General features: G+C 51.9%; 17 protein-coding genes and 1 riboswitch. Of the genes, 8 read left to right on the top strand and 9 right to left on the bottom strand.

Annotated features, from left to right (window positions below; translation table 11 throughout):
- Positions 1–79: 79 nt before the first annotated feature.
- From RSX24_RS31435 to speE, 5 genes are all read right to left on the bottom strand, one after another.
- Positions 80–367 carry a DUF6171 family protein gene (locus RSX24_RS31435; RefSeq protein WP_236421498.1) on the bottom strand — a complete coding sequence of 96 codons (288 nt, stop codon included), beginning with the start codon at positions 365–367 and terminating at the stop codon, positions 80–82.
- Between the two features lie 8 nt (positions 368–375).
- Entirely contained in the window at positions 376–1866 is a 1491-nt protein-coding gene (locus RSX24_RS31430) for an alpha-N-arabinofuranosidase (RefSeq protein ID WP_343262795.1), read from the bottom strand.
- Positions 1867–2067: 201 nt separating this feature from the next.
- Positions 2068–2214 carry a hypothetical protein gene (locus RSX24_RS31425; RefSeq protein WP_343262794.1) on the bottom strand — a complete coding sequence of 49 codons (147 nt, stop codon included), beginning with the start codon at positions 2212–2214 and terminating at the stop codon, positions 2068–2070.
- 64 nt (positions 2215–2278) lie between these two features.
- Entirely contained in the window at positions 2279–3148 is an 870-nt protein-coding gene (speB, locus tag RSX24_RS31420; RefSeq protein ID WP_236421496.1) for an agmatinase, read from the bottom strand.
- Positions 3149–3162: 14 nt separating this feature from the next.
- Positions 3163–3990 (bottom strand): polyamine aminopropyltransferase, encoded by an 828-nt coding sequence (speE, locus tag RSX24_RS31415; RefSeq protein WP_343262793.1) that lies wholly within the window; start codon positions 3988–3990, stop codon positions 3163–3165.
- A 410-nt stretch (positions 3991–4400) separates the two neighbouring features.
- Here speE and RSX24_RS31410 point away from each other — a divergent pair, with 410 nt between their 5' ends.
- Complete coding sequence (locus RSX24_RS31410; protein ID WP_343262792.1) at positions 4401–6479, top strand: transglycosylase domain-containing protein; 2079 nt, start codon at positions 4401–4403, stop codon at positions 6477–6479.
- A 177-nt stretch (positions 6480–6656) separates the two neighbouring features.
- Here RSX24_RS31410 and RSX24_RS31405 read toward each other — a convergent pair whose 3' ends face one another.
- Positions 6657–7160: a YwhD family protein gene (locus RSX24_RS31405; RefSeq protein WP_236421493.1), complete on the bottom strand. Its 504-nt coding sequence runs from the start codon at positions 7158–7160 to the stop codon at positions 6657–6659.
- Positions 7161–7260: 100 nt separating this feature from the next.
- On the opposite strand from RSX24_RS31405, the gene RSX24_RS31400 reads away from it, so the two are divergent.
- The 5 genes from RSX24_RS31400 to RSX24_RS31380 all read left to right on the top strand — a co-directional run bounded on the left by RSX24_RS31400 (position 7261) and on the right by RSX24_RS31380 (position 12249).
- Positions 7261–9252 carry a M1 family metallopeptidase gene (locus RSX24_RS31400; RefSeq protein ID WP_343262799.1) on the top strand — a complete coding sequence of 664 codons (1992 nt, stop codon included), beginning with the start codon at positions 7261–7263 and terminating at the stop codon, positions 9250–9252.
- A 10-nt stretch (positions 9253–9262) separates the two neighbouring features.
- Positions 9263–10105 carry a hypothetical protein gene (locus RSX24_RS31395; RefSeq protein ID WP_236421492.1) on the top strand — a complete coding sequence of 281 codons (843 nt, stop codon included), beginning with the start codon at positions 9263–9265 and terminating at the stop codon, positions 10103–10105.
- A 252-nt stretch (positions 10106–10357) separates the two neighbouring features.
- Positions 10358–10495: riboswitch (cyclic di-AMP (ydaO/yuaA leader) on the top strand.
- 4 nt (positions 10496–10499) lie between these two features.
- Complete coding sequence (locus tag RSX24_RS31390) at positions 10500–10970, top strand: C40 family peptidase (RefSeq protein ID WP_438286911.1); 471 nt, start codon at positions 10500–10502, stop codon at positions 10968–10970.
- Positions 10971–11248: 278 nt separating this feature from the next.
- Complete coding sequence (locus RSX24_RS31385; protein ID WP_236421515.1) at positions 11249–11701, top strand: GNAT family N-acetyltransferase; 453 nt, start codon at positions 11249–11251, stop codon at positions 11699–11701.
- A 191-nt stretch (positions 11702–11892) separates the two neighbouring features.
- Positions 11893–12249 (top strand): c-type cytochrome, encoded by a 357-nt coding sequence (locus RSX24_RS31380; RefSeq protein WP_236421491.1) that lies wholly within the window; start codon positions 11893–11895, stop codon positions 12247–12249.
- A gap of 132 nt (positions 12250–12381) precedes the next feature.
- On the opposite strand, the gene rbsK is transcribed toward RSX24_RS31380, so the two are convergent.
- The 3 genes from rbsK to RSX24_RS31365 form a co-directional block, all read right to left on the bottom strand.
- The gene (gene rbsK / locus RSX24_RS31375; RefSeq protein WP_343262791.1) at positions 12382–13362 is read right to left on the bottom strand and encodes a ribokinase; all 981 of its coding nucleotides are present in this window, start codon (positions 13360–13362) and stop codon (positions 12382–12384) included.
- A 44-nt stretch (positions 13363–13406) separates the two neighbouring features.
- Complete coding sequence (locus RSX24_RS31370) at positions 13407–13703, bottom strand: 4a-hydroxytetrahydrobiopterin dehydratase (protein WP_236421489.1); 297 nt, start codon at positions 13701–13703, stop codon at positions 13407–13409.
- A gap of 189 nt (positions 13704–13892) precedes the next feature.
- Positions 13893–14186 (bottom strand): hypothetical protein, encoded by a 294-nt coding sequence (locus tag RSX24_RS31365; RefSeq protein WP_236421488.1) that lies wholly within the window; start codon positions 14184–14186, stop codon positions 13893–13895.
- Positions 14187–14417: 231 nt separating this feature from the next.
- On the opposite strand from RSX24_RS31365, the gene motA reads away from it, so the two are divergent.
- Together motA and motB are read left to right on the top strand one after the other, a co-directional pair.
- On the top strand, positions 14418–15218 hold the full coding sequence (motA, locus tag RSX24_RS31360; protein WP_236421487.1) for a flagellar motor stator protein MotA: 801 nt from the start codon (positions 14418–14420) through the stop codon (positions 15216–15218).
- Complete coding sequence (motB, locus tag RSX24_RS31355) at positions 15205–16026, top strand: flagellar motor protein MotB (protein ID WP_339275500.1); 822 nt, start codon at positions 15205–15207, stop codon at positions 16024–16026. The genes motA and motB overlap by 14 nt, the downstream gene beginning before the upstream one ends.
- Positions 16027–16147 lie beyond the last annotated feature (121 nt).

The raw sequence follows: 16147 nt of genomic DNA, 5'->3' as shown, positions 1-16147 counted from the left end.
TTTTTGCCCAGCCGCGACAAAAAAGAGCTGCACTTATTGTGTACAGCTCCATCAAAATTCGTTCATTATTCGCAAGCGTTCAATTCCATCTCGGCTCATAAGGGTACGGACAGACCGAATCGGCCAGTTTGGCGCGCACATGAACAATGCAGCCGCAGTAACGGCAGGTGGTCCCGTACTGCAAACCCGGACAACTTGAACAGATGGATAGCCGATTAGCGTATCGCTCATCCGTCACAACCGCGCGAGCCCGAGAAGCCAGCTCCACGAGTTTGGCCAGTTTGGCCTCGCTGATCTGCACGCCGTGCTCCTCGCTGCATCCTTTGCAGCGTCCCTGCCGATTCGTGCGTTCATCCGTTTGGGACATTGGCGCCGTCATGCCTTCAACGCAATCACGCCGACGGATGCGGGAGGGAGCGTGAAGCGCAATTCGTTGTTTTCTAGCGATAGATCGCTCCAATCCGCCAATTGAACCCGGTTCGGTTCTTCAAATGTATTGTATGCCCCGAAGTCGTCATGGTGGAGGATTCGCCCCGATACCGATGCCGCATCGGAAGTTTGGAAGGAGTCCAGACGGCAAACCACTTCCAATTCATCCGTGTGGCTCAGATTGCACGCCGTTACATGAACGACTCCCTCCGCATTGCGGGACGCGGACAAGCTAAGCTGAGGAATGGCCTCATCCCCGAAAGTGTATGCCGGACTCTCATAGTTCAATTCCAACCGCTGCGCGTCCATATGCACCTGATACATATCAAAGACGTGATACGTCGGAGTAAGCAGCATACGTTCGCCCTCGGTCAGCACAAGAGCTTGCAGCACATTGACGATCTGCGCCAAATTGGCCATCTGCACACGTTTATTGTAATTGTTGAACAAGTTCAGGTTAATTCCCGCCACAAGCGCGTCCCGCATCGTGTTTTGCTGGTACAGGAAACCCGGGTTGGTTCCCGGCTCCACGTTGTACCACGTCCCCCACTCATCGATGATCAGCGCAACCTTGTTCTCCGGATCGTATTTGTCCATAATCTCCGAATGCTTCACGATCAATTCTTCCATATGAAGCGTGCGTTTCAAAGTGCGGAACCAGGCTGCTGCGTCAAATCCGGTCGCTTCCCCTTTATCCTGCCAGTTCCCTGTCGGGAGCGTGTAATAGTGCAGACTTAATCCGTCCATGAAACGTGCTGCTTCGCGCATCAGCACTTCCGTCCATTCATAGTTGTCCTCATTGGGACCGCAGGCGATTTTGAAAATGCGGTTGTCGGAATAATTGCGCACATATGTGGAGTAACGGCGATATTCATCGGCGTAATACTCGGGTCTCATGTTTCCGCCGCAGCCCCAGTTTTCGTTCCCCACCCCGAAATAGGTCAGCTTCCAGGGCTTTTCACGCCCGTTGGATTTGCGCCAGTTCGCCATCGGGGATTCGCCGTCAAACGTGATGTATTCGACCCATTGCTGCATTTCTTGAACGGTTCCGCTCCCGAGATTCCCGCTAATGTAAGGCTCTGTGCCGAGCAATTCGCACAAACGGAGGAATTCATGCGTGCCAAAATGGTTGTTTTCTTCCACCCCGCCCCAGTTGTTGTTGATCATGCGCGCGCGTTCGCTTTTGGGACCGACGCCATCTTTCCAGTGATATTCATCGGCGAAGCATCCGCCCGGCCACCGCAGTACCGGAATATTCAGCTTCTGCAGCGCTGTCAACACGTCATTGCGAATGCCGTCCGTATTTGGAATGGGCGAGTCCTCCCCCACCCATAACCCCTCATAGATGCACCGTCCCAAGTGCTCCGAAAAGTGACCATAAATATTGCGATTTATTAATCCTTTATCCGAATTCGAATTTAAAATAACATCAACCATAATTCCTGCCTCCCCAAATTATATTGTTATCGCTTACAATACTATTTTTTGGCATAGGTTTCAACCGTTATTATCACCGCACAAAAAAAGACTTTCCAGCTTATCACAGCAGGGAAAATCCTCTCGAAACACCAACGGGGCTGCAAATCACACTGTACCTTCAAATTGTGGTTCGATATATGAAATAACAAAATTATTAATTCATATCCTTCCCGTGTTTAGCCAAAAGTCAGAACGTATATCGTAGTGGTTCGATCCCAGGACAACCGCTGCTTCCACATGTTCCACCGTCCGTGTCTGATCCATGGCAAAGGCATCAGCGCCCGTTACAACAAACCATCCGGCCATAAAAAAACGTCCCCTTCCACGCAGGCCATAACCTGACGCAGAGAAAGGACGTCGTTATTCTCGGTTACTTCACGAATCCAAGCAGCATTTCGCGAATCAGTTTTGCTGCAACGATTTGCGTCTGTTGCGTCGGATCGTAGATCGGAGCCACCTCGACCAGGTCGCAGCCCACAACGTTCACGCCGGAACCTGCAATCAAGTGTACCGCTTCAAGCAGCTCTTTGGACGTAATGCCTCCCGCTTCGGCGGTACCTGTGCCTGGCGCAGCCGACGGGTCAAGCACGTCGATGTCGATCGTCACGTATACCGGACGGTTGCCCATGCTTGGCAGAGCTTCCTTCAGCGGGGCAGCTACTTCGAACGGATAGAAGTTGATGTTTTCGCGGCCATATTGGAACTCTTCGCGGGAACCGGAACGAATACCGAATTGATAAATGTTTTTGCCGCCCATCAGCTCGGCAGCTTTGCGTACCGGCGTAGAGTGGGACAGCGGTTCGCCTTCGTATTGCTCGCGCAGGTCAGCATGCGCATCGATATGAATCAGGATCAGGTCCGGATACTTTTTGTGCATTTGCTGAATGACTGGCCAAGTGACGAGATGTTCCCCGCCAAGACCGATCGGAAATTTGTCATCCGCCAGCAGGCCGCCGATGTATTCGCTAATGACGTCAAGGCTGCGTCCGGCATTGCCGAAAGGCAGAAGCAGATCGCCTGCATCAAAGTACGTCATATCCACAATGCTTTTGTCCAAGTATGGGCTGTACTCTTCCAGACCAACCGATGCCTGGCGGATATGGGACGGGCCGAAACGAGAGCCGGGACGGAAGCTGACGGTATAGTCCATCGGCATGCCGTAAATCACCGCTTTGGAGTTTTCGTAATCTTCGGAGCTGCAAATAAATACGTTGCCGGAATAGGCTTGATCCAATTTCATGAATAATGTCCTCCTTATTTCGTCAGGTCCTCCACGAATTTGGGGAGCACAAAGGCTGCCTTATGCAATCGCGAGGAATAATACCTGGTATCCAATTCGGGAATTCGAGTCTCGTCGACGCTGAGCGGGTCATGCGTCTTGCTGCCCATCGTGAACGTCCAAAGGCCGCTCGGGTATGTCGGAATATTGCACCCGTATACGCGCACGATCGGGAAAATCTCTTTAACATCCTTGTTGACCTTTTGGATCAGATCCGCCTTGAACCAGGGGTTATCTGTCTGGGCCACAAAGATGCCGTCTTCCTTCAACGCTTCGTATATGCCTTGGTAGAAACCGCGTTCAAACAAAGGCGCCGCAGGACCTACGGGTTCCGTCGAATCAACGATGATGACATCGTATTCGTTTTTATGTTCAATAATGTGCATATAGCCGTCATTCACGAGCACTTCAACGTTAGGCTCGTTCAGTTTGCCGGCTATTTCGGGCAAATATGTTTTGGAATACTCGATGACTTTGCCGTCGATTTCAACCAAAACGGCTTTTTCTACGGCATCATGCTTGATGACCTCGCGAATCACGCCGCCGTCGCCGCCTCCCACGACCAGAACCCTTTTCGGGTTCGGATGTGTATTCAGGGCAGGATGAGCCGCCATTTCATGGTACACGAACTCATCTTTTACCGTGGTCATGACCATTCCGTCCAACACCAGCATGTTGCCGAACTCTTCTGTCTCAATCATCGCCAAATCCTGAAATTCCGTTTGCTCATGAACATAGGTCTGTTTGATCTTCGCAGTGATCCCGAATGTGGGAGTCTGCTTCTCCGTAAACCACAATTCCATGATCCTACCTTCTTTCCGTATAGTTGATGCTCAGGGCGTCCCGAAAGCTTCGCCATCAGGAACGTCCGAACTCGTCCAACAATTCGGCCTTGGCAACGGAACTCGCTGAGGCCAGCGGGAAAGTCCGCACTCACTTCATTTACGACAGGAGACAAACCGGATCAGATGATAAGCCGTATCGTACCATTCAACCAAACTACACAGCGTTATACCGATCAATGGATCGTGCCTTCTGTATGTTGTGCTGAACAGTACCTTTTCATTACCCTTTTGCATTATACGCGATAGATGTTTCATCTGCAAAACGGTTTTTTTCCGTGAAAATGCTACAATTTACAAGGACTCCGGCTAAACTGAATATACCTTACAACAGAATCCCATACTGGAAATAAAAGAAAGGAGCCCGTCCCATGAAACAACCTGCCCAGAAGACCCGCAAACGCGGGTTCCGCCTATGGAAGTGGATCAAAGGCCTGTCCCTGCTCCTCATGCTCAGCCTCATCGCTGCAGCTGCGGGACTTGTCTATTTATATGCAACCAGTCTGCCTTTAGCCGATTCTGACCGGAATTCCAGGCTGCTGGACAGCCAGGGCGAGGTCATCGCCACGTTTTCTGCCGGAGGCAAAGATTCGGTTCCCGTGCAGCTTGATGCCATTTCTCCTGACCTGATCAACGCGACGTTGGCTGTTGAAGACCGCAAGTTTTATGACCACCACGGTTTCGACATTCGCGGACTGGGACGGGCCGTATTGGTCAATCTGCAGCATATGCAAATGTCCCAGGGGGCCAGCACGCTCACCCAGCAGCTTGCACGCAACCTGTATCTGTCCCATGAAAAGACGTGGACCCGAAAAGCCAAGGAAGCCATCTATACCGCTCAATTGGAGATGAAGTACAGCAAGGATGAAATTCTGCAGATGTATCTAAACGAGATTTATTACGGTCATGGAGCGTATGGAATCGAATCAGCCGCAAGAATGTATTTCGGCAAATCGGCCAATCAGCTCGACTTGGCGGAAAGCGCCATGCTCGCCGGCATCCCGAAGGGTCCGACCTATTACTCTCCATATAATCATATGAAAAACGCCAAAGACCGCCAGCGCATCGTACTGAATTCCATGGCGGAAACCGGAAAAATCACGCAATCCGAGGCGGATAAGGCCTATGAGGAAATACTCTCCTTCAAGCCGGAAAGCGAGCGCAAAACGGTGGAGCAGGCACCTTATTTCCGTGACTATATCCGCAGCCTGGCGATCAACGAGCTGGGCATCAGTGAAGCCATGCTGGACCATGGAGGACTGAATATCTATACCACCCTTGACCTGCGCATGCAAAAAGCAGCCGAGGACGCTGTAGCTAAAGGCATGGATCCCAAAAGCGAGCTGGAAACGGCCCTGATTTCCATTGACCCGCGAACCGGGTATATCAAAGCGATGGTCGGCGGCAAAAATTATCGCACCAGCCAGATCAATCATGTGCTGGCAACGACCCGCCAGCCAGGCTCGGCTTTCAAACCGATCATGTATTTGGCGGCACTGGAGTCCAAACAGCTCACGAGTGCCTCCATCTTTAATAGTGAACCTACCTTGTTCCATTATGATAACGACCGCAAAACCTATAAGCCCGGCAATTTTGGAGACAAGTATTTGGGCGAAATTGATTTGAGGCAAGCCATAGCAGCTTCGGACAATATCTATGCGGTCAATACGATCATGAAGATCGGACCGGAAAAGGTCGTGGACATGGCCCATACGTTGGGGATTACAAGCAACCTCAGCCCGGTGCCTTCCCTTGCGCTCGGCACTTCGCCAGTCAGCCCGCTCGAGATGGCCTCGGCGTTTTCCGTTATCGCCGCAGGCGGGCAGCGTACCCCGCCCGTCGCAATTCTCCAGATAACGGATGCAGCCGGAAGAGTGCTGTATGAAGCGCCGCAAACCAAGGCAGAAACGGTCGTTGAGCCCTCTGCAGCGTATGTTCTGACACGTTTAATGGAGAGTGTGTTCGAGAGTGGCGGAACCGGCAACCGGGTATCGGCAACGATGAAGCGCCCCGTGGCAGGCAAAACCGGCACAACCAACACCGATGCCTGGCTTGTCGGCTTCACGCCCGAGCTGTCCACTGCCGTATGGGTGGGTTATGATCAAGGAAAATCCATAACCACCTCGGACGGAAGACGGGCTGCCCCCATCTTTGCCCAATTTACCGAACAGGCGCTGGCGAGCGTGCCGCCCAAAATATTCCCGGTACCGGATAACGTCGTGAGCGTGTACATCAATCCGGAAACCGGACAATTGGCAGGCAACGGTTGCGCAGAGAAGCGGCTCGAAGTGTTTATGGCGGGAACGGAACCAACCGATGTATGCCGGGGTGCCGATTCGGATCCTAAAGATGCTGCAGACCACAGTAAGCCTGATCAACAGAGCGAACAAGCGCTGCAGGAGGAAAAGCATTCCTGGTGGAAGGACTTTAAACGCTGGTGGGTGGAATAGCGCTATTGACCCCACCCTTTCCGAATTATCCAATGACGAGTAATACCGCTGCAGCCAATGCGGCATAACGCAAAAGCCCTGCAAGCCGAATGAATCAGGCTGCAGGGCTCTTTTGACGTTCGTTCAATCAGGTTAAACCCTGATGATGCAAGCGGCGGTTACGCCAATGCTTCGTTGTTATGCCAACGCTTCTTTCAACTCATCCGGGGAAGCGTTCCACCAATCTTCATTGTGGGAAATCAGCAAATTCTTGAGCGCCGCACGTTCCGCGGGTCCAAGCTCATCCAGCATAATGCGGCGTTTCAGTGCATAGTCCATACGATTGACGTGATCTGCAAGCAATTTCCAGCCTCGTTTTGCCTCTGTATCGATCCACATCTCGCACGCGGTAGCTCCACCATACAGCTGCCCGTTCTCGTTGCGATCCACGGCTACCCATACCAGCCAAACCTGGCGTCCGTTCGGTACGTCTTCCCGATTTGTTGAAAATTTGATGCCTCGCTCCACCTTGCTTTTGGCATGCATTGCACCAATATCGATTTTGGCCTCCCCTTGGTCGATGATGACCGGGGAAAGGTTGTTCAGGTCGATGGATCCTGCTCCAAAACCTTTATGCTTGCTTTTTGAACTTACGATATTCAAGGCAATCTGTTTCTTGCCGTTTTGCTCGTTCTGATCCATGTTCTAGCCTCCAAGGGTTGATACCAATATTTTAACTAATAATCGTCCGGTTGCAAACATATACATGCTTTAGATGCTTGTCAACGGGAGGTATTGAATGATGATTTCACGACGCGCCAAGATCCGGCTCACTGCATGTCTTGTCCTTTTTCTTCTAGCCGGAGCGGCATGGTTCATTCTGGGTAAACCCCAAGCCACAATATCCGAATTGCCCGCGTTCGCTCCGGAATCGGGCAAGCCTGTGGCACCCGCACAGCTCCCGAACTCCCCTGAGAGCGTGCAGACACCCACTGCAGAAGTGCTCAGTGATCGCGTGGTGGAATATCACATCGACGTGAAGCTGGCGGATGATAACGTCCTTCAAGGAACGCAGACCCTCACTTGGACCCATCCGGGCAAAAAGACGGTCAACGAGCTTTACTTTCATCTGTACCCCAACGCCTTTTCCTCCCAAAACACAACATTCATGCAAGAATCGGGCGGAAAACTGCGAGGTGACGTCATGCCGGCGAACGGTTACGGTTCCATGACGATCACTGAGATGAAAACGGAGGACGGGCTCTCCCTAATGCATCGCATGCAGTATGTCCAACCGGACGACGGTAATATCAAGGATCGTACATTAATCAAGGTTCGTTTGCCTAAACCGGTCAAAGGCGGAGAAACCATCACGCTGCATACCCGATTTGAGGTCAAGCTCCCCCAAATCTTTGCCCGAATGGGCACCGCGGGCAATTTCGTCATGGCAGGCCAGTGGTTTCCCAAACTGAGCGTCTACGAGCCTGCAGGCCGTAGAGACCGTGCCGTTGAAGGGTGGAACCTGCACCAGTACCACGGCAACTCGGAATTTTATTCGGATTTTGGCATCTATAGCGTACGCATTCGGGTACCGGAGAAATACAAGGTGGCAGCCACAGGTTTCCCAACCAGACCCTCTGTCGTAAAAAACGGAGAAAAAATCTATCAATTCTATGCCGACGACGTGCATGATTTTGCCTGGGCCGCCTCACCGGACTTCGTCTATGCCGAAGAGCCCTTCTCCGCACCCAACGTGCCTGGCGTGCGCATCAAGCTATATTTGGATCCTGCCCATGAGGACTTGAAAGAACGTTATTTCTATGCAGCCAAAGCCGCATTGACCAATTACAGCAAATGGTTCGGGCGTTACCCTTACTCCACATTATCCATCGTAGTTCCTCCGAAAGCCGGTAACGGTGCCGGCGGCATGGAGTATCCAACGCTCGTTACAGCGTTTGGCGCGGACGATACGTCCCCGGGTTATGATCTGGAACGCACCGTTGTGCACGAGATTGGGCATCAGTATTTTTACGGTATGGTCGCAAGCAACGAATTCGAGGAGGCTTGGTTGGATGAGGGCTTCACCTCCTATGCCGAGGATAAGGTGATGGAACTGGAATACGGCCTTATTCCCAACCTGCCTGTACAAGCTGGTCTCATTACCTCCCCTGCCCCGCTTACGCAAGAGTCGTGGAAGTTCGATTCGCAGAATAACTACGCCTCCAACGTGTATACGCGCGGCAAACTCGTGCTTCTCGGCATCGAACAGCAGGTCGGCGCCAAAACGATGGAACGCATTCTTTCGACCTACGTCAAAAAGTACCGGTTCAAACATCCTTCCTCCACGGATTTTCAGAGGGTGGTGGAACAGGTCACGCGAGCCTCGTGGTCCGAATATTTCAACCAGTACGTATACGGCAGCGGCATGGCCGACTTCGCGGTTGAAAAAATCTCGGTGAAACCCGTGCAAAAGGAAGGTAACACCTGGTATGAATCGTCTATCACGGTCCAGAAAAAAGGCAGTGATTACAAGGGCGTGCCCGTTCGGATCGTGTTTGAAGACGGCCACGTCGTGAACAAGCAATGGGATGGACGGGAAGAGCGGATTACTTACCGTCTCACTTATTCTTCTCCCGTCTCCTGGGCCATGACCGACCCGCTGTACAGCATGGTGCTGGAGAACCGGCATATGAACAATTTTTTAAAAGCCGGCCTGGATGAGCCCGTCCAATTCCGCTGGAGCCTGGGCGCAACCAAACTAATAGAAGCCATTTTCGGAGGTCTGACATGGTGAGGTGGAAACAGTGAAAGCTAAAATACGCGAAGGCTGGTTTCTCGTCCGCCAGCACATGTTCATTGCCGCGCTTTTATTCTTGTATCAATTGGTCTGGGGTTACTTCCTGTTCCGGATGGTACAGTCGGCAGTCGTGCCGCTCCTGCGGCGCTATCCCGAGCCTGAAGCGGGCGAACTCAGCACATTATTGTTCAAAATGGAAAGCCAGCTCAGCCTGTCTGCCCATCCGGAAGTACATCGATACCTTTGGATTCTGGGGGCCATGCTGCTCTTGCGGATGCTAATCAGCCCCCTGATCCATGCCGGCCTGATGTACTCGCTGCAGCATTTCGAGCAAACGGATGAACGTATCCCGTTTGTGAAAGGCATTCGCCAGCTTTGGAAGCCGATCCTGCTCCTGCAAACGGTCCGGACCTTGCTCATCTTGTTGCCCGGCTACTGGCTTCTGCCAAAGCTGTATGCCATTCTGATGGACGGGTTCCATTCACTCGCCCTGCTGATGCCCGGGATTCCTTATATCGCCGGCTGGATCGTCTATGGCTGGATCGTGCATCATGCCTTGTTGTACATGCAGTTCGGGGTCTCGGCTCCAGAAAGCCATGAACCGATAAAAAGCGCGTTCCACGCGCTGTGGATCGCGCTCCGGAGCATTATGACCGTGACGGGCATTGCCCTTATTCTCGGTGTTTTCCACCTGCTCCTCTTCGGCGCATTCACCTCGTTCTCCTGGTGGTTGACCGGTCTTGCCGGACTGATCCTGCAGCAAACCTATCCGCTTGCACGCTGCATCCTCAGCCTGTGGAAAATATGCGCTCATTTTCGCCTTTGGCAATCCAAGCTCGCCAAACATTAAGTCAGAGGGTTGGCGAGCAAATTTGTTACCATCTCCATGTTAACTTTTATTTATAAAAACGCTTTAAAATCAGCAATCCCCGACCTTTCCCCGTCTAAGGTCGGGGATTTTTTTGCTAAATTTGCTGTTAAACGTTGCCAAACAGGTACACCTCTGTTACAATATTCCCAGTGATCTTTTAGTAACAACTTTGTAATCTTTAACTTCATAATTGTAACTACTTAAAATTGTCATATTGATTTCACAGGTGCACATCATGATAAGCCAAATTCCTGGCACCTGGGAAGCGGGGGAACCAGTTATGGGTGAATTGATCTTGCTACAGAGGGATCATAGGGGACCTTCAACCGAATCCTTAAGCTAACCTCGCAGGCGTTGGAAGGGGAAAAATCTTTTGTTTAAGAAGAAAATCACCGCAGCTGTACTCAGCCTAACATTCGCACTATCGCTTGGGGCAGGAAGCGCATTCGCAGATTCTAAAATGGATGAAGTCATTGATTCGGCAATGGGAACTACATATAAAAGCGGTGGAACAACCCTTAGCGGTTTCGATTGCTCAGGATTCACGCGTTATGTATTCGACAAGCTGGGCATTGATTTGGCACGTCAATCAAGCGCTCAATATGAAATGGGCGATTCGGTATCCCGCATGGAAATGAGACCAGGCGATCTGGTATTCTTTAACACGACAGGTAAAGGCGTTTCCCACGTCGGCATCTTTGTCGGCGAAGGCAAATTCGCACATTCTTCTTCATCAAAAGGTGTAACTATCAGTTCCCTGAGCGAAAACTATTGGGCTGACCGTTATATCGGCGCCAAACGCATTATGAGCACGGACGCATATGAGACGCTTGCACTCGACTAAGGACAAGCTAGGCAACGTCATACTGTAACGAAGCTTGAACAAAAACCGTTGGCATCATTCTCCGCAGGAATGATCCCAGCGGTTTTTTGCATGCGTCCGTGCCCTTATGATGATTTTACCCATCCTGTTATAATATAAACGGCGAATGGCGTATTATGAATATATATAACGGAATAGACAGGACTTTTGTTTCACTTTTTTCAAAGCTTGTCCTGTTTCGCATCAGGAAAGGAGGCACGGTGGTGTACGAAGGTTCAACCACATTCAACGTTATTCCGATGCAGGAAGAACACGGCGAACAGATCTGCAGTTGGGCATATGATCCCCCGTACAACATCTATGGGTTCCTTCCTTGGGAACAGATGAAGGCGCTTGAGATCGAATTTGGGGATGATCGGCTAAGACGAGAACAATATGTCGCCGTCCTCACGGAGCATGGCGAATTAGCGGGATTCGCGCAATACTTTCCGCTGGAAGGCGTAACGCGCATTGGTCTCGGGATGAGGCCGGAGCGCTGCGGACAGGGCCAGGGCATGGAGTTCGTGGCAGCCATCGTCCAGGAGGCCCGGCGCCGCAATCCTGAAAATGAAATCGATCTGGAGGTTCTGACCTGGAATCATCGGGCCATTCGGGTGTATCAAAGGGCAGGATTTGCGATTCACGACACCTATGAACGAATGACGCCGGAAGGAATGAAGCTTTTTCACTGCATGGTTTATGAAGGCTTTTAATTCTACCGGACGGCCGCCTCTCTATTAGTCGGTTGAATTGAATGATATGTGAACCAGCATCGCAAATCCTGCAAAGGTGTAATTGGTTATGATAATTTCCACAAAATGCTATGCTCTCCCACCCGGTTCCGGTATAATGAGATGGACAGTTGGAGTAAGATGATCTTTCATTCTGGAGGGGGACTTAAGGGATGCACAAATGGATCATGAGCGGAATATTTTTTGCAGCATGCGCGTTGGCAATCGTGTTAATGTTTACGCTTCCAGGGAAAGAGGAGGTGGCTGAGGAGGCCAAACCCACCATGCCGGAAGTCACGATGGACGCTGCCCAAGCGGAGGCGACCGTCAAAGCCAACTGTATCTCCTGTCATGGAGATCAGCTTCAAGGCGCCGTTGGCCCCAATCTGCAAAAGATCGGAAGCCAGGACGACGTGGACAAAATCTACTCCGTCATTCTCAAGGGCAAAGGCGGCATGCCTTCCTTCAAAGGCAAGCTGAAAGAAGAGGAAATCGCCAACATTGCGATGTGGTTGTCGGAGAAGAAATAATACGCAAGCATGGCCCTTCGCATGGGGTGCACATGCAGAAAGGCTCACGGCCCTCTATTGAAGGATCGTGAGCCTTTTTCCATTGCAAACCATAGGCAGCACGGCTGCTGCAGCGCCAAGCCTTGTAGAAGGCTATTTGGACGTTCGCTCCGCGAGGAATGCCTCTACCTCGCGTGCCGTCGGCATCCCGGACTGGGCGCCTAGCTTGGTCACCGACAACGCTGCCGCGCCCATGGCGAAGCCTACGGCCGCGTCCAGCGTTTCGCCGCGCGCCAGGGCTACCGCCAGCGCGCCGTTGAAGCAATCGCCGGCGCCGGTCGTGTCGACGGCGCTCACGGCATAGCCGGGCGCACGGCATGCGCCGGCTTGCCCTGCCTGTACGCGGCCGCCTGGCGCAGCCGCGTAGGCAGCCCCCTCGGGGCCGAGCGTCGTGACGACGGCGGCCCCGAGGGATGCGGCGAGCTCTGCGACCGCCGCATCGACGTCTTCCGGCCGGAGGTGGTCCCGGCCGGTAAGCACGGCGAGCTCGCTGCGGTTCGGCGTAATCACGTCGACGCACCGCAGGAGCTCCTCAGGCAGACCCGGCACTGCGGGAGCCGGGTTGAGCACCACCAGAGCGCTGCCTTCGGCCGCGAGCTGAGCCGCGCGGGTCACCGCAGGCAGCGGAATCTCCAGCTGAAGCAGCACGGCCGCCGCTTCCTTCAGGCTTTTTGCCGCATCAGCCTCATCCATCATTTCCGGCACAACGCTCCCGTTCGCCCCAGGAACGACGATAATTCGGTTATCTCCACCTGACAGCCAGATCGAGGCTGTACCGGTCCCGATTTCATCCAGTACGCGTACCTGAGCAACGTCTACCCCGCTTTCGGTCAAGCTGTCCATCAATCTCTGGCCGAAACTGTCGTCGCCGATGGCGCCGATGATCGTTGTCTCGGCGCCAAGACGCGCGGCTGCCACAGCCTGGTTCGCTCCTTTGCCCCCGGCCAGGTAATGGAGCTCCTCTCCGGTCACGGTCTCGCCTTCTTCCGGAATGATATCCGATTTCACGACCAGATCCATGTTCAAGCTGCCCACGACAGCAATATGAGGCCTCATCTGATTCTGTTCTGACATGTATGCTTCACTCATTTCCAGCCGTTATGCAATAACCGTTTCAGTTATTCCGAGCTCATTTTCTCGAAAGCTTCATTATACTGTTCCGCTTCCTTGATATCGACCGAAGTAATGCCGCCTTCGTCCCATGACGTCAATCGCAGTGTCACGGTCGTATAGTCGATCGTAATGAAAGGATGGTGATTGAACGCCTCCGAGATCGCGGCTACTTCATCCACAAACGCAATCCCCTTCATGTAACTGGAAAAAACGAACTTGCGTACAATCCAGCGTCCCTCTTCCAGCTCCCAGCCTTCCAGCCTTTCCAAATACGCTTCGATCTCCTCTTGCGAAAAAACCATGTGTCATCTTCCTCCCCTTTGGACGGAAATTATAGGCATCCTTCCGTACTCCCGCTCGCATTTCCATGACTATTATCTTACCACGGCGAAGCCTTTAATCCAACCAGGACGCGGTTTCGCAGCGATGCCGGCTCGGATTCGAAAGCATCACCTTTTGTGTTCACCACAACAAAGATAAATATCCCATGGTCAGATCAACGGAACAAAGGTCAGTTCCTCTTCTCCGATCAACACGTTAATTCGGTGCAGGTCCTTGTCGTGCATGACGACGCCGCTCCCCACCGGTATGACGGGCTGTGTGCCGAGCGCATAGAACAGATCCTCCGCCAAAGCTTCATCGACCTCCAGTTGCTCTGGAGCATCCAAACGGGTCCAGTCCTCTTCGTCCATTTCGAAAAAAACATACCGGTCCGGTATCCGGCCGATCGCCCCTGTCAAATCTGTCAATATTCCTTCATAATCCCGTCCATGCTTTACGCCCATTGGCTTTTCACTCCTGTTCGGCCCCTGCGGAGCGGATTTAATCCTATTATACCTGAAAATAAACCTTAAAAAAAAAGGCCCCTTGGTCGATAAATACTATACATGACCGTTTTAACTATTGGGTAGTTCCCGAGACCTCCCGGTTAGGCGGAATGCGGCGTTACGTTCGTCCGGAAGCCCGAATGAAGCCGCTCGAAAGGATTCAATTTTATCTCATGGATGAGGTGTATAATGGAAATTTCAACGATTATCGGACTCGTTTTGGGACTTGTTTCCCTTGTAGTCGGCATGATACTAAAGGGTGCTCCCATCATCAACCTGGTAAACAACCCGGCAGCTTACATGATCATTTTTGTAGGTACGGCAGCAAGTATTTTTATGGCATTTCCCATGTCGGATGTCAAAAAGATTCCCAAGTTATTCGGAATTTTGTTCAAAAAGCAACAGCTGATCGACCGCGTTTCCCTGATTGGCACGTTTATGGACTGGGCTTCCACCACCCGTCGGGAAGGTCTGCTGGCGCTTGAATCGAAAGTCGAAGAGATCGACGACCAGTTTCTGCGCGGCGGCATGCGCATGATTATTGACGGCAACGATCAGGAATTCGTCAGCGATGTCCTGATGGAGGATATTCACGCAACGGAAGAGCGTCACCGCGCCGGTGCATTGATTTTCTCCCAGGCGGGTATGTACGCTCCTACGCTCGGGGTACTCGGGGCGGTCGTCGGTTTGATCGCGGCGCTTGCCGATCTCAGTGACATGGAAAAATTGTCCCATGCGATCGCGGCTGCATTTATTGCCACATTGCTCGGTATTTTTACCGGTTACGTGTTATGGCACCCGATGTCCAATAAGCTGAAGCGGTTATCCAAGCAGGAGATCGAAATCAAGCTTATGATGGTTGAAGGATTGTTATCCATTCAATCCGGTGTGTCCACCATCGCCATTAATCAAAAATTGTCTGTATTCCTGACGCCTTCCGAACGTAAACAGCTGGAGGAGAAGGAGGGAGCTTCAGGTGAAAAAGGCTAAGAAACACGAGGCGCACGAAGAGCATATCGACGAGAGCTGGCTGCTTCCGTATTCTGACTTGATGACCTTGCTCCTGGCCCTGTTTATTACGCTGTTCTCCATGAGCTCGCTCGATGCAGCCAAATTCGAGCAGATGGCCAGTGCGCTAAGCAGCGCATTGAATGGAGGATCAGGGGTTTTGGACCACACGTCCATGAACCCGACAGACTCCAGCACGGATCTTGGCAAAATGAAACAGGAACCTCAGGAAGTGACTAAAAATAAAACCAATCAGATCACCGATGCGCAGATGGCCCAGAAAGAGCAGGAAGATCTGGAGAAGCTCAAAAAACGGTTGGATCAGTATATTAAACAAAACGGTCTTTCGGACCAGTTAAACACCAAGCTGAACCAATCCGAGCTCAAAATCACGATCAGCGACAACGCGCTGTTCGCCTCGGGACAAGCCACTGTCAAACCGGAATCGCGCGCATTGGCCAAAGCCATTGCCAGCATGCTGGTTGAATTCCCTGAGTACGAGGTGGTTGTATCCGGCCATACTGATAATGTTCCCATTTCCAACAGCCAATATAAGGATAACTGGGACTTAAGTGCGGATCGTGCCCTGAATTTCCTCAAAATATTGTTGTTGAATGCGTCTCTTGATCCCAGCAAATTCACGCCTAGCGGGTATGGAGAATATCATCCGGTTGCCAGTAACGATACTTCGGCTGGAAGAGCCCAAAACCGGCGTGTAGAGGTCTCGATTATTCGTAAATACCAGAGCGGAAACACCGCCACGCAGTCTGTGAATCAGAATAACAACTAAGGTCGCTGACCCATTGATTTTTGGACCGTCCTCCCTAGCGGGGGACGGTTTTTTTATTGCCCCGCATCCATGGGAACGCATACATTCGCCGTTTATAAAAAACCCTGTCATCTTTAGACAA

It is taken from the genome of Paenibacillus hubeiensis (assembly GCF_032334105.1).
GTDB lineage: Bacteria > Bacillota > Bacilli > Paenibacillales > Paenibacillaceae > Paenibacillus > Paenibacillus hubeiensis.
Note: the sequence above shows the minus strand (reverse complement) of the source record. Positions and strands in the feature narration are given on the sequence as shown.